General features: G+C 67.7%; 15 protein-coding genes. 14 read left to right on the top strand and 1 reads right to left on the bottom strand.

Going from position 1 to position 13891, the window contains the following annotated elements:
- Positions 1–50 precede the first annotated feature (50 nt).
- The 14 genes from ACK5NO_RS08905 (at position 51) to ACK5NO_RS08840 (ending at position 13297) form a co-directional block, all read left to right on the top strand.
- The gene (locus ACK5NO_RS08905) at positions 51–851 is read left to right on the top strand and encodes an EI24 domain-containing protein (protein WP_416812315.1); all 801 of its coding nucleotides are present in this window, start codon (positions 51–53) and stop codon (positions 849–851) included.
- Positions 852–878: 27 nt separating this feature from the next.
- Positions 879–4310, top strand: coding sequence for a proline dehydrogenase family protein (locus tag ACK5NO_RS08900; RefSeq protein WP_416812314.1), 3432 nt, complete (start codon positions 879–881; stop codon positions 4308–4310).
- Between the two features lie 80 nt (positions 4311–4390).
- Positions 4391–6058, top strand: coding sequence for an alpha/beta-hydrolase family protein (locus ACK5NO_RS08895; protein ID WP_416812313.1), 1668 nt, complete (start codon positions 4391–4393; stop codon positions 6056–6058).
- A 13-nt stretch (positions 6059–6071) separates the two neighbouring features.
- Positions 6072–7502, top strand: a complete 1431-nt coding sequence (locus tag ACK5NO_RS08890; RefSeq protein ID WP_416812312.1) for a ribonuclease catalytic domain-containing protein — start codon at positions 6072–6074, stop codon at positions 7500–7502.
- A gap of 90 nt (positions 7503–7592) precedes the next feature.
- Positions 7593–7919, top strand: a complete 327-nt coding sequence (locus ACK5NO_RS08885; RefSeq protein ID WP_416812311.1) for a plasmid stabilization protein — start codon at positions 7593–7595, stop codon at positions 7917–7919.
- A gap of 70 nt (positions 7920–7989) precedes the next feature.
- Positions 7990–8142: a hypothetical protein gene (locus ACK5NO_RS08880; RefSeq protein ID WP_416812310.1), complete on the top strand. Its 153-nt coding sequence runs from the start codon at positions 7990–7992 to the stop codon at positions 8140–8142.
- 11 nt (positions 8143–8153) lie between these two features.
- A complete protein-coding gene (locus ACK5NO_RS08875; protein ID WP_416812309.1) occupies positions 8154–8789 on the top strand; it encodes a CDP-alcohol phosphatidyltransferase family protein in 636 nt (211 codons plus the stop codon).
- Positions 8790–8828: 39 nt separating this feature from the next.
- Positions 8829–9251: an FHA domain-containing protein gene (locus tag ACK5NO_RS08870; RefSeq protein ID WP_416812308.1), complete on the top strand. Its 423-nt coding sequence runs from the start codon at positions 8829–8831 to the stop codon at positions 9249–9251.
- A 4-nt stretch (positions 9252–9255) separates the two neighbouring features.
- Positions 9256–9981, top strand: a complete 726-nt coding sequence (locus ACK5NO_RS08865; RefSeq protein ID WP_416812307.1) for a MerR family transcriptional regulator — start codon at positions 9256–9258, stop codon at positions 9979–9981.
- A 99-nt stretch (positions 9982–10080) separates the two neighbouring features.
- Positions 10081–10656: a MerR family transcriptional regulator gene (locus ACK5NO_RS08860; protein ID WP_416812306.1), complete on the top strand. Its 576-nt coding sequence runs from the start codon at positions 10081–10083 to the stop codon at positions 10654–10656.
- Between the two features lie 178 nt (positions 10657–10834).
- On the top strand, positions 10835–11332 hold the full coding sequence (locus ACK5NO_RS08855) for a flavodoxin domain-containing protein (RefSeq protein ID WP_416812305.1): 498 nt from the start codon (positions 10835–10837) through the stop codon (positions 11330–11332).
- Positions 11333–11419: 87 nt separating this feature from the next.
- Positions 11420–12175 carry a hypothetical protein gene (locus ACK5NO_RS08850; RefSeq protein ID WP_416812304.1) on the top strand — a complete coding sequence of 252 codons (756 nt, stop codon included), beginning with the start codon at positions 11420–11422 and terminating at the stop codon, positions 12173–12175.
- A gap of 4 nt (positions 12176–12179) precedes the next feature.
- Entirely contained in the window at positions 12180–12416 is a 237-nt protein-coding gene (locus tag ACK5NO_RS08845; RefSeq protein WP_416812303.1) for a PLDc N-terminal domain-containing protein, read from the top strand.
- 131 nt (positions 12417–12547) lie between these two features.
- Positions 12548–13297 carry a tyrosine-protein phosphatase gene (locus ACK5NO_RS08840; RefSeq protein ID WP_416812302.1) on the top strand — a complete coding sequence of 250 codons (750 nt, stop codon included), beginning with the start codon at positions 12548–12550 and terminating at the stop codon, positions 13295–13297.
- Positions 13298–13351: 54 nt separating this feature from the next.
- Here ACK5NO_RS08840 and ACK5NO_RS08835 read toward each other — a convergent pair whose 3' ends face one another.
- On the bottom strand, positions 13352–13882 hold the full coding sequence (locus tag ACK5NO_RS08835; protein ID WP_416812301.1) for a MarR family winged helix-turn-helix transcriptional regulator: 531 nt from the start codon (positions 13880–13882) through the stop codon (positions 13352–13354).
- Positions 13883–13891 lie beyond the last annotated feature (9 nt).

The following is a 13891-nucleotide window of genomic DNA, read 5'->3' as shown; positions in this document are numbered from 1 at the left end:
GATAGGTCGCCTCTCCCATGGTGCGGACAAGCGCCGCTAGCATGCGGTCCATGGAGAAGTCTGCGGGCGGTCGTTCCTTGCCCAAGGAGTTCTCGCGCGGAGTCGCGATGGCCCTCAAGGGTGTCCGTACCTGGGGCGCTAACCCTCGGTTGATGCTGTGGGGCCTCATTCCGGGTGTCATCACGCTGGTGATCTTCGGCGCTGGCGCGGTCGTGCTGATCTCGCGGATCGTCGACATCAGCGGCGCGATCGCGGGAGCCCTTGTCAGTGGAGACGGCTGGTGGGCCGACGCTGTGCAAGTGGTCGCAGCGCTCGCGGTCCTGGGTGCGGCGGCCGTCGTGGGCATCTACACGTTCACGGCCGTGACGCTGCTCATCGGTCAGCCGTTCTTCGAGAAGCTCTCACGCGAGGTCGACCGCGCACACGGCTTTGAGGGCAGCGATCCGGAGGAGTCCGTGTGGGCGGGCACCTGGCGCGGGGTGGGGGAGGCCTTACGCATCGCGGCGCTGAGCATCCCCGTCGCCATCGGACTGTTCCTGATCGGACTCATCCCGGTGATCGGCGGATTGACGGCGTTTTGCCTGGGCGCGGCTTTCGGCGGCTGGTTCCTCACGCTCGAGCTGACGGCCTACCCGCTGGCGAGGCGCGGCATTGTGCCGCTGTCGCAGCGACGCGCCGTGTTGAAGCCGCGCCGCGCCCAGGCGGTCGGGTTCGGAGCGAGCGTGTTCCTGCTGTTCCTGATTCCGCTGGGAGCGGTGTTCTTCATGCCTGCCGCTGTGGCCGGCGCGACGCATATGGTGCGTGGGGCAACCGCCGACAACTCACCCAACTCCCTCGCACCCATGGACTGATCAGCGCGGTCGTTCCACACTGGCCTGATGGCTACCCCTGCGATGCCGTCGTCAATGTTCGACACGGATGCGGTGCTGAACCGGGCGCGACGGTGGCTCGAGAGTGCGGGCGCGTCGCGCCCCACACGCGGCGACCGGGTGCTCGAGCGGGCGCTCGCCACCCCCGGCGGGCTGGGATTTCTCACGCAAGCCGTCGATGGCATCGTCAGGCCGGACGATGCGCGGGTGGCTGCCCGCGCCATGCGTCGCCTGGGTGGTCAGGCGGGGGAGTATTTGCCCTGGCACCTCGCGCAGGGCCTACGGCTCGGCGGCCTGGTAGGGGCCGCGTTGCCTGGCCCCATCGTCTCCACGGCACGGCGGACCGTGCGCTCGCTCGTGGGCCACCTGGTGGTGGACGCGCGTCCGGGTCCGCGTGTGGCGGCGCTGCGTCGACTGGCACGCCAGGGGTACGACGCCAACGTCAACCTCTTGGGTGAGGCGGTGCTCGGCATCGAGGAGGCTGACCGGCGTCTCGTTGCTCTGGGTGAACTGATCGAGGCACCCGAGGTCGACTACGTCTCGGTGAAGGTCTCCGCAGCCGTGGCGCCTCACAGCCACTGGGACGTCGACGGCGCGGTGGACTCCATCGTGGCGCGCTTGCGACCGCTGTACGTCATCGCCGCTCGCCATGGCACGTTCATCAACCTGGACATGGAGGAGTACCGCGACCTTGAGGTCACGCTTGAGGTGTTCGCCAGGCTTGTGCGCGACCCCGAGTTGCTCCATCGTCCCTGGGGCGTCGTCCTTCAGGCCTACCTTCCCGACTCTGCAGCGGCGCTGACGAGGATGCAGGAGCTCGCCCGCGAACGTGAGCGGCGCGGGGGCGTGGGCCTGCGCGTCCGCATCGTGAAGGGCGCCAACCTGCCCATGGAGCGGGTCGAGTCCGAGTTGCGGGGTTGGCCGCTCGCGACGTGGCACTCCAAGGCCGAGACAGACGCGCAGTACAAGCGTCTGCTCGCTTGCGCGCTCGAACCCGACAGCGCCGCCGTCTTGCACGTCGGAGTGGCCGGGCACAACGTCTTCGACCTCGCGTACGCATGGGAACTGGCCGTCGCGCGCGGGGTCACCGACTCCGTCCAGGTGGAGATGCTCCTGGGCCTCGCATCAGGCTTGCGAGAGGCCATCGCTCGGGACGTGGGGCGCATCCGGTTGTACACGCCCGCCGTCGATCCCCGCGACTTCGACGTCGCGCTGGCGTACCTCGTGCGCCGGCTCGAAGAGGTGGCCAATCCCGGCAATTTCCTCGCCCACGCACAGGAGTTGATCGACCGGCCCTCCGGCGACCACGGACAGTGGGCGCGGTTCCGCGAGTCTGCGGAGCGTGCGACGAGGCCACCAGCGACGGCCAGCCACCGCATCGGCGCTGCGAGGACGTCGGACACCGGGACCGCACTGGCCGCTGAGAACTTCCGCAACACCCCCGACGCCGACCCGGCCAACCCCCAGGCACGCGCCAGGATGCTCGCCGCGTTGGCGCGGGCCGCCTCTTCCCACGTGGGGATCGCCACCGCCGACTCCGCATCGTGTACCGACGCCACGGCGCTCGACGCCGTCGTGGGACGTGCCAGAGCAGCGGGCGAGCAGTGGTCGCGCGCTTGCGTCGCGGACCGCGCCAGACTCCTGAGGGCGATGGCCTCGCGGCTGGAGCGCTCGAGGGAGTTGCTCGTGGAGGTGATGGCAAGCGAGACGGGCAAGACCGTCGACCAGGCTGACCCCGAGGTCTCCGAGGCAGTCGACTTCGCCCTCTATTACGCCGCACGCGCCGAGGACCTGGACAGCGTGAGTGGCGCGACACCGGTTCCACGTCCTCTGACGCTCGTGGCGCCGCCATGGAACTTTCCGGTCGCCATCCCGGCAGGGTCGACGCTTGCCGCGCTGGCGGCCGGCTCAGCCGTGGTCCTCAAGCCAGCGACAGAGGCCCGTCGCTGTGGCGCGGTGCTTACTGAGGTGCTTCACCACGCGTGCGACGACGCGGGCGTGAGCCGTGACACCGTCACGCTGGTGGATCTAGACCCCGCGCAGCTTGGGGACCGCCTCATCGCCGACGAGCGCATCGACCAGGTGATTCTGACGGGCGCGTACGAGACGGCCCAGCACCTCCTGGACGTCCGCCCAGGGCTCCGGCTGTTCGCCGAAACCTCGGGCAAGAACGCGATGATCATCACCCCAAGCGCCGACTACGAACTGGCAGCCCGGGACCTCGTGGCGTCCGCCTTTGGTCACGCGGGCCAGAAGTGCTCGGCGGCTTCGCTCGCCATCCTTGTGGGCTCCGCAGGCACCTCTGCTCGGCTCAAGCGTCTAATCCTCGACGCAGCCCGCGCACTGACCGTGGGCGTCGCCACCGACCCGGCGACCCAGATGGGGCCCGTCATCGCCCCGCCCGAGGGCAAACTCCTCAGAGCGCTGACCGCGCTTGACCACGGCGAAGAGTGGTGGCTCAAACCCAAATCCGTCGGCGCCGCGTTGTGGACGCCCGGTATCCGCGCGGGCGTCACACCGGGCAGCTTCTTCCACCGCACCGAGTGCTTTGGTCCCGTGCTCGGGATCATGGTCGCCGACAGCCTTGATCAGGCACTGACGCTCGTCGAGGGCATCGACTATGGGCTCACTGCCGGCCTGCATAGTCTCGATACCGAGGAGATCCACACCTGGCTTGACCGGGTGCCGTGCGGCAACCTGTACGTGAACCGTGCGACCACGGGCGCCATCGTCCGGCGGCAGCCTTTCGGGGGATGGCGCCGTTCGACCGTGGGTGCCACGGTCAAGGCCGGAGGGCCTCACTATGTGGCATCCCTGTGCGGTTGGGTCAGGGCCGATGCGCCCGGCACTTCCGTCATTTCGTCGCCTCCGCATGGGCAGGCCCTCCGTGCGCTCGGAGAGCAAGCTCGCGGCCCTTGGGTGGCCGAGGCTATTGCGGCCGATGCGCAGGCGTGGGAGGACGTCTTCCGGCGCGGCCACGACCCTTCAGGCCTGGCGGCCGAACTCAACGTTCTGCGTTACGTTCCCGCGCCCACACTCGTGCGCTGGGATGGCGTGGACGTCGACGATGCGCTGCGCGTGTGTGCGGCGATGGTCAGGGCCGGCACGTCAAGAGTGCTGTCCGCGGATCGTGCGCCAGCGACGAGCGTGTGCGGAGCGCTCGAGCGGGCAGGGGTCGTGGTGGAAGTCGAGCCGGACTCGGCGGCGCTCGAGCGTGTCGTCACTCGCCACGAGGGGCGCGTGCGCATGGTCGGTGCCGTAGCGCCACTGTGGCGCGGCAACGCGCAACTATACGTTTATGACGGAGACGTGACCGCAGCGCCCGAGCGCGAGTTGATCCCCTTTGTGCGTGAGCAGGCCGTCAGCGTGACCGCGCACCGATACGGCGCTCCCTGGAGGCCCGCTTCCCGCCTGCGGGCATCCCTCCTGGCACCTCGGTGAGCGCCCGCTGGTGAACGACCCACCGCGGAATCGCGGCGCCCGCTACTGTGGTCCCGGACCAACGCCTCGAAGGAGTCTCGATGAAACTCGTGCGCTCTCCCCACAGCCTGGACATCGCTGGAGCTGTCGTCGGCCTGCTGGCCGTCTTGGCCTCGCTCACCCCGTCACTGCTGCCGCGTCCCAACTGGGGCCAGGGACTCGTGTCGGGGCTTGCCTTTGCCGTGGGCTACGGCGTGGGAGTGGGCCTCTGGCGGCTCGCCGTGGTGATCTCGCGCCATCGTTTGCCGCGCAGCGCCGAGGCATCGTGGTGGATCGTGACTCTGATCGGTCTCGCGGGCGTGGCGGCCATGATGCCTCTCGCGATCAAGTGGCAGAACTCGGTGCGTGAGGCGGTCGGATCGTCCCTGGTATCGGGCTTTGACTGGCTATGGGGGGCTATCTTCTTTGGGCTGGCGGCGACCCTGGCCTTCTCCATTGGCAGGGGAGTGGCGCGCGGATGGCGCGCCCTGCATCGGCTTGCGGTGCGGTGGTTGCCGGGCGATCGGGCGACGCTGCGGTACCGCACCGTTGCGGGGGGCCTGACCTTGGTCGCGATGCTGGTGTGCTTCTCGCTCGCGCTGTCAGCGTTGTCGTGGCTGCTCACGGCGGCATCGGTGCAAGCGAATCGGTCCTACGACCCTGCCTATCCGCAGCCCACGAGCCCGCTGCGCTCGGGCAGTGAGGAGAGCCTGGTGGCGTGGGAACACCTGGGTCAAGCGGGCGCCAAGATTGCGGGCGGCGGCCCCACGGTTGCGCAGATTGAGGCCGTGACGGGTCTGGACGCCCTCGAACCGATCCGCGTCTACGTCGGCATCGATGCACCCGGATCCTTCGAAGAACGCGCAGCGCTCGCGGTACAAGAACTTGAGCGCACCGGTGCTGCGGAGCGTTCAGTCCTGATGATTGGCGGCACCACAGGGTCCGGCTGGCTTGATCCTGCAGCGATCGACGGCCTCGAATACCTGCACGCGGGCGACACCGCGCTGGTGGCGATGCAGTACGGCGCCACGGGAAGCCCCATCTCGGCGATCCTCACGCCTGAACTGTCGCAGCACGGCACCACAGCGCTGATCGATGCCGTCACCACATGGTGGGAGGCGCTTCCCGAGGAGTCCCGACCCGAGCTGGTGGTCTACGGATTGAGCCTGGGTTCGTTCGGAGTCCAGGCGGCTTATACCGACGGCGACGACCTGTTGGAGCACGTTGATGCGGCGGTGTTGGCTGGCACTCCGAGCTTCACGCCGGTCTGGCAAGGGTTCCAGAACGCGCGCGACGCGGGCAGTCCGTACACCCTTCCGGTTCTCGACGACGGCGCTCATGTGCGTTGGGCGGCGCAGGCGGACGATCTTCGGGCGCCAAGCGCAGCCTGGGAGGGCAAGCAGATTGCCTACCTCCAACACGGCACCGACCCGGTGGTCTGGATTGGTCCGAGTGTCGTGTGGCGCGAACCCGAGTGGCTCAAGGCGGGCCAGCGCTCACCGGAAGTTGCGGACGACATGCGCTGGATCCCCGCGGTAACCGCCTTCCAGGGCGTCATCGACCTGATCCTGAGCACGGCCGTGCCCGAGGACGCTGGGCACAAGTACGGCAATCTCGCTGTCGACGCTCTCCAGCAAGTCACGGGCGACGCCGGGCTCGACGCTGACGCGCTCGCGCGGATCCGCACGCTGATCGCGAGCTACGACACGTACTCGCCGGTCGCAAACTAGAAACAGGGTTGCCATGAGGATTCGGCGCAATGCTGGGGCGGCGCACCACGAGGTGGCGCCGTACATCGACCACGCGCTGACGTCCTCGGGTGCGGTAATTGTCGCGCCTGACGCAGCGCTGCGAGAGGCGCTCGAATCCGCCACCGAGTCCGATCCCGGCCACATCCCCGACGCGCGCGGAGACGCCACCGACGTGCCCTTCGTGACGGTCGACCCTCCCGGTTCCAGGGACTTGGACCAGGCGGTCCACGTCGAGCGTCACGCGCGCGGCTGGCGGGTGCGCTACGCGATCGCGGACGTGGGGGCGCACGTCACACCTGGAAGTGCGCTCGACGACCTCGCACACGCGCGCGGAGTCACGCTGTATTGCCCCGACCGGCGCATCGGCCTGCACCCCCCTGAGATGAGCGAGGCGCATGCCTCGCTCTTGGAGGGGCAGCGCACCAAGGCAGTGCTGTGGACGCTCGACATCGACCCCAATGGCGCCGTTGCGTTGGTCGGTCTCGAACGTGTGTGGGTCCGTTCGCGGAGGCAACTGACGTACGCCGAGGTCCATGCCGGAGCCGACGAGCTCACGAGTGAACTGCGAACCCTGTTCGCGGAGGTCGGCGATGCCAGACGCCTGGGCGTGAGCCGCGCCGGGGGAGTGACGCTTCCCAAGCCCGAGCAAGAGGTGGATTCACGCAAGGAGCGCTTCTATCTCACGTTGCGAGCCGCGCTGCCGTGTGAGGATGACAACGCCCAAGTATCCCTCGCGACTGGGACCGTCGCCGCACAGGCGATGGTCGGTGCCGGCGCAGGCGTGCTGCGCACCATGCCACCTGCGAGCCAGGAGGCACTCGACGCGCTCCGACGCGAGGCGCTCGCACTCGGGATCGTGTGGCCCGCGGGTGCGGATTATGCCGAGATCTTGCGCGCCGTGGACCCTCAGTCGCCGTCGGGCTTGGCTTTTCTCACTGCGGCCACGCGCCTGTTCCGCGGCGCGCGCTGGGCGGCCTTCGATGTCGCTGCGGGAGTTCCGGTGCCCTCGCCCGCCACCCATGGCGCGCTGGCCGCTCCGTACGCGCACGTGACAGCACCATTACGTCGCTTGGTCGACCGATATGCCACCGAGGCCGCGCTGTCGGCGTTCACCGGCCGCGCGCTCCAGGACTGGGCGCGCGCAGGACTTGAGCGGGCCGCGCAAGACACCGCACGCGGCGCTGCTCTCGCGGGCGACGTCGAGCGCCGCTGTGTCGATGCGCTCGAGTCGGTGGTGCTCCGGGGCTGGAAAGGGCACGTCTTTGAGGCGGTCGGGATCGACCGGACCACAGTGCAATTACGCGAGCCGCCGGTGGTGGGGCCGTGCGAGACGCCCGTGCCGGTGGGCGAGGCGGTCGCAGTCGTCGTTGCCGAGGCTCAGCCGCCTCAGGGGCCGCGCTTCGCGTCCGTTTCCTCCACGTAGACAGCGAGGGGGAACACCGCGCCGCGGCTCGGGGTTGCATCCGACGTGGGCACGGTCGCCCGCGGCCCAGAGAAGAGGAAGGTGACAGCCATGGCACCCCGAGAGTGGAGCGCCAAGCGCGATCGTCAGTACAAGCACGTCCGCGACAGCGCCAAGCAACGCGGCATGAACAAGGATGAGGCCGAGGAGTTGGCCGCACGCACGGTCAACAAGGAGCGAGCCCGTCACGGCGAGTCGAAGTCCGCCTCCAAGTCTTCGACTGACGACATCTCGAGTGGCCGACGAGGCGGGCTTCGCTCGCATAGTGGCGCCCAAGGCCCGACCAAGGACCAGTTGTATGCCGAAGCCAAGCGGCGCGGCGTCAAGGGTCGTTCGCGCATGAACAAGAAGGACCTTGCCAAGGCACTCGGGCGCTGAGCACGGCTTGACCTCGCCCCCTAGGCTGAGGGAAGTCCCTGCCTGACACCATCGACGGAAGGAGCAACACATGTCCGAGGACAACGCCATGGACACCCGGCGCTACAAGTTCGAGCAGATCAAGGCGAAGGAGCTCGCCCGCGGTGCGAGCGAGGACGAGGCCACCCGGATCGCCGCCGCCACGGTCGACAAGGTCATCGCTCAGGAGGGCGAGGACAAGTAGACTCGCCCCTCGTGGGTGAACAGGTGGAGGAAAAGGCGTCGGTGGAGCGAGACGAACCGGTGTTGGCAAACGTCTGGACGGTGCCGAACATCGTCTCTTTCGTGCGCATCGGCCTGATCGTCGTCTTCGGATGGCTGCTGATCGCGGGCGAGGACCTGTGGGCCATCATCGTGCTCGCGTTGGCGGGGATCAGCGACTTCCTCGACGGTTTCCTGGCACGCCGCTGGCACCAGGTGACGCAACTGGGTCGCTTGCTCGACCCCGCGGCCGACCGCCTGCTCACCGCCGTGGTCGTCGTGGGCTTCGCCATTCGCGGCATCATCCCGTGGTGGCTGGTCGCGATCCTGCTCAGCCGCGATCTCATGGTCGCCATCGCGTTGGTGATCGGGCAGGCCAAGGGGCTGAAGCCGCCAGAGGTGAGCTTCATCGGCAAGACGGCCACGGCGATGCTCTATGTCGTTCTGCCGGTGGCATTCCTGGCCTTCGAACGCTGGGACGGCATCCACGCTGGCGCGGTCATCGCTACCTACATCGCCGCTGGCCTGTACTGGGCTGCAGGACTCGGGTACGTCCGCGACGTCAGGTCGCGTCTGCCCGGAGCCGGGCGCGGCGAGTCTGCCAACCGGGCTGCTAGCGGCCTAGGATGATGGGGTCTACACCAGTCTCGACCAGCGGAAGGAGGAGTCATGACGTTCGATGAGAGTCCTGTAGAGCGGACCATGTCGCTCGACGCGCACGTCGTTCCTGATGACCACGCACCGGCGCGTATCTCCCCGCAGGACCAGGCAGCCGTCGACGCGCTCGACGAGCACTGCGCCCTGCTGATCGTTCATCACGGCCCCAACCTCGGTGCCCGGTTCCTGCTCGACGTCGATGTCACGACGGCGGGCCGCTCAGTGTCGGGGGACATCTTCCTCGACGACGTCACCGTGAGCCGCGAGCACGCTCGGTTCGTGCGAGAAGGCAAGCGCTTTGTCGTGCAGGACGCGGGGTCGCTCAACGGCACGTATGTGAACCGCCAGAGCGTCGGCGAAGCCGAGCTCCACGCGGGCGACGAGGTTCAGATCGGCAAGTACCGCATGACCTTCTACCCCGGATCTGCCGGCTGACCTGATGGCAGCGCTTAGGGCAGTCGAACCCGGAGACGAGTTCGACAGGGTTGCCGCGACGCCGGGCACCCCCTGGCCTCAGCAGCTTTCCCATGACCCGGAGCTGCGTGTGAGCGACGTGCTCGCGCAACTCGTCCACGAGTTCCCGGCGCTCACCCCGTCCAAGTTGCGCTTTCTTGACAGCAATGGACTGGTGAGCCCGCATCGGACCGGCTCTGGCTACCGCCAGTACTCCGTCGCCGATGTCGAGCGGCTGAGGTTCGTGCTACGCCGTCAGCGGGATGAATACCTGCCCCTCCAGGCCATTGCGAGCCAACTCGCTGACCTTGACGCAGGTCGCGTGCACCTGGCGGTCGGTCCTCGTGCCGTGGGCGAAAGCGCTGCCGTGCTTACGCTCGGGCAGCTGGCCGATGCGGCTGGCGTCACTCGCGAACGACTCGAGTCCCTGGTAGGTGCCGGGCTTATCTCACCCACAGGCCCCGGCCGGTTCGAGGGCACGGCCATTCCACTGGCGACCGCCGGCGCGGCCTATCTCGATGCGGGCGGCGACCCACGGTCCCTCACGACGCTTGCCCGTGCGGCCTCTCGTGAGGCCGATCTGGCGCAAGACGCGGCGCGGCCGCGCCGTAGCCGTGGCGACGACGCAAGCGCCGATGCGATTGTCCGGGCGCGTGCCGATGCGGCCGTCGCGCTGTTCTCGGCTTGTGTCCACGTGGGAATCGACCGATAGACAGGCAGGACGCCGAGGTCCCAGCGACATCGGCGGGGCGCGTTGACCGCAAGGGGACGCCGCTCTACGGTGGTGATCAGGATGGAAGAGGGAGAGGCTATGGCTGAGCAGGGCGGTCCGGACGTGACCCCGGTGCGGGACCAGGGCATCCTCTTCGACGACGGGCTCGCGCACCTCGACGAGAACGCGGGTTACCGCGGGCCCACCGCGTGCAAGGCAGCCGGCATCACCTATCGCCAGCTCGACTACTGGGCTCGCACCGGCCTCGTGGAGCCCTCGGTGAAGTCTGCGACTGGTTCGGGTACGCAGCGGCTGTATGGCTTCCGCGACATCCTCGTCCTGCGGGTGGTCAAGCGACTGCTCGACTCCGGCGTGTCTCTCCAGCAGATCCGCACGGCCGTCAGCACACTGCGCGAACGCGGCGTCGAGGACTTGTCGCGCATTACGCTCATGTCCGACGGCGCTTCCGTGTATGAGTGCACCTCCGACGACGAGGTCATCGACTTGGTGCAGGGTGGACAGGGAGTTTTTGGTATCGCGCTGGGTAAGGTCTGGCGCGAACTTGAGGGCTCGCTGTCCTCGTTGCCGGCCGACCGCGTCGATGGCGTCAACACGCCCGGCGAGCAGGTCGACGAACTGGCCATGCGGCGGGCCAAACGCTCCAACGCGAGCTGACAGGCGCATCGGCGCTTCTGTCCTTTAGGACCTCTTTACCAGGTTATTTGCCGTCATTGCTCGAGGGCCGTGGCGTGCTCGCCACCCAGGGCGGGGGAGTGGATCGTGGGGACGTAGGTCCCCTGTGAAGCGCTTCGCACCAGGGGAGACTGGTCATGTTCTCACCTGGGAGGTTGTCATGAAGGTTCTGGTCGCTACTGGCTCCAAGTACGGCTCGACGCGCGAGGTCGGCAGTGTCGTCGCCTCGACGCTTGAAGAAGCAGGATTCGAAGTGGATGTGCAGGACGCCTGTGACGTCCTCAGCGTGACCTACTACGACGCGGTAGTGGTCGGCAGCGCTGTGTACGGCGGGCTGTGGCGTCGCGACGCCTCTGAGTTGGTGCGCGATCACATGATCGAGTTGCGCCGGCGCGAGGTGTACATGTTCTCGTGTGGCATGGAGACGGTGGTCCGTCCCGGCCAGCGCCTGGACGAGGCCGACGCTCTCGCTCGCGACGTCGGTGCCCGCAAGCACCAGCGTTTCCCGGGTGCGCTCGACTACGACCGTCTGAACGTGGGGGAGAAGGCCATTATTCGTGCGCTCAACCCGCCGCGCGGAGACTTCCGCGACATGTCTGCGGTGCGCAACTGGGCATCGCGCGTGGCGACGGAACTGCAAGCGGTCGCGGCGGTCTAGCAGCCTGATCAGTAGGGCCGTGAGGGCCCTGGTGCCAGGGGCATTTGTCCGATAGGTTGTCGAGGATCCTAACGCTGAGGAGCCTCGATGACCCACCGCCTTGCCCTTCCTGTTGCCCTCCTGCTTGGCCTTGCGCTCACCGCGTGCTCCACGCCCGCTGACGACAGCGTGGCGCCCACCGATGGCGTGCAAGGCGAGCAGTCGACTGACGGTGCCACGGCGCCCCAGGACACTGGCGAGGCGGAGCCCGAGGGTCCCGCCGGCGATTCCTTTGCAGCTGAGGTGGATGCGGCCAACCCCGGCGACGACTGGGAGGCCGCCGACTCACCAGCGCTGGCGCTCAGTTCCGAGGAGCGCGCGCAGTACATGGAGGACGTAGCAGGCAGCTTCGACTTTTCTTCCGTGACGGCTTCCGACGACAGCGGCAACGCGATCTCGGCAGATCAAAGCGACGCGCTCGTCGCGGTGGTGTCACCATTGCCGCGGGTAGGCAAAGAGATCGTGTTGGTGTCGCTGGCCGAACAGGGTGCCGAACAGAGTGCTGTCGAGGGCGGCGAGGCCGTAAAGATGGATGCCGCCGTGGTGCTCGAGTACGGCTGGAACGTCTGCAACGCCGTCGACGGGGGACAGGCGTACGAAGAGGCGTTCGGCACTGCCTTTGGCGAGGCCCTCGGGCTGGGCTTCGAGGCCGGTCTCAGCGACGACGAGGATGCGATGGCGGCCGCACAGGTGACCGCTACATCGGCCATGTTTGGTGCGATGTTCGCCTTCATGTTGTGCCCGGACTACATGCAGGATGCGCTCGACTCCTTTCAGAGCCTGTCGCAAATGGGACAGGAGTAGTGCGATGGAGCCGACTCCGCTGGTTCCCTCCTCCTACGACGTCCTCTGGGTGGTCCTGACGCTCGCCGCGTTGGGCATGCTCATCGCTGGCATCGTGCGCTGGGCACGGGTCAGGGCCGACAGTCAGTCGGTTCAGCTCGGGTGGTTCCTGGTGATGCTCGTAGTGCCGGTCATTGGCCCTGCGGCCTTCCTGGCGGCTTCGCGCACGTGGGACCGGCGCGTTCGGCCGTCTCTTACCTAGAGGACCCTGCCAGCGGGGCAACGGAGGCCGCGAGAGTCTTTGGGCGCGAGAGCGCCTATCTGACATAATGCACATTATCGGCGTGCCGCACAGTGGCGTCGATGGGGGCACGTGTGTGCCACTCTCTGAACATGCGTGAGCCACTGACCGTCTCTGGATTGGCCAACGTCCGCGACCTGGGCGGCCTGGAGCGAGCTGATGGCACGACAACGCCGTGGGGCGCGTTCGTGCGCGCGGAGAGGCTCGACCGCATCGACGAGGCCGGTTGGCGTGCCTTGCGTGACTACGGCGTCGCCACCGTGGTTGACCTGCGTCGTCCTGGGGAATCCTCAGGTGACGTTCCTCGCTGGATCACGCGCGTGCAGGTCGACCTGGACGGCGACGAGGCCGAGTTCTGGCGCCCGTTCGAGGCGGATGGCCGCTGGGGAACGCCGCTGTACTACGGCGCGCACCTGCGTGAACTGCCGCATCGGCTGGGCGCGGTGCTCGAGGTGCTCGCGCAGGCGCCCGACGGTGCCATCCTGTTTCACTGCAGCGCTGGCTGGGACCGGACCGGATTGCTCGCGGCGTTCCTGCTTCGAGCGCTTGACGTGGCACCCGAGGCCGCGATAGCCGACTACCTGGCGTCGTTTGCGAACGTCGATGCCATGGAGGCTCTCCACGAACGCTCGTTCGAAGCCGTCGAGCGCAGGGCGATCCTTGAGCGCTTTGGCCACACTCCCGAATCAGCCTTCCTTGAGATGTACGCGCAACTTAACATAACGTTTCTTCTGCACGCCGCCGACCTCGACCTGGCCACGCGCGCAGCAACCCTCACATGGCGCGGCCACGCCTCGCCTGCCACTACAGCAACCCGTCAAATGGATCCATTTTCATCGTGAGAGTGCGTGTCGACGATGCGCTCCGTCTGTACCTGGGTCTGTGAGCACAGAGCCTTATCGCGGGCGCTGATCCGCGGGTAGGTCGGTGTCTCCCAAAATCCGGCCTAGGGCGATGAGGCCGTCCAGCAGTGCAGCCCTCTCCCCCGCCTCGAGGTCAGCCACGATTCGGGTCTCGTTTTCGGCGTGGGCCGTGTGCGCCAGCGCCTGAGCCTCGCGCCCGGCATCTGTCAGGCGCACGCGCACCACGCGGCGATCATGGTCATCCTTGCGGCGCGTGACAAACCCGCGCTCCTCGAGGCGCTGCACTCGGTGCGTCGTGGTGCCTGAGGTAATCAGCAGCGCGCGGTCGAGCTCTCCCGGCGTGAGCTCATACGGCTCCCCCGCCCGCCTCAGCGCGGCGAGCACGTCAAACTCCCACGACTGTATGCCGTGCTCAGCGAAGACTGCGTCGAGGCGGTCCTGCACCAATCCTGCGAACCTCGACAGCCTGCCGATGATCGCTAACGCCTCGATGTCAAGGTCGGGCCGCTCGCGCCGCCACGAGTCCATGAAGACGTCGATCATGTCGGGTGCGCGATCAGTCATGGGCACATC

The organism is Demequina sp., assembly GCF_047975725.1.
Classification (GTDB): Bacteria; Actinomycetota; Actinomycetes; order Actinomycetales; family Demequinaceae; genus Demequina.
Note: the sequence above shows the minus strand (reverse complement) of the source record. Positions and strands in the feature narration are given on the sequence as shown.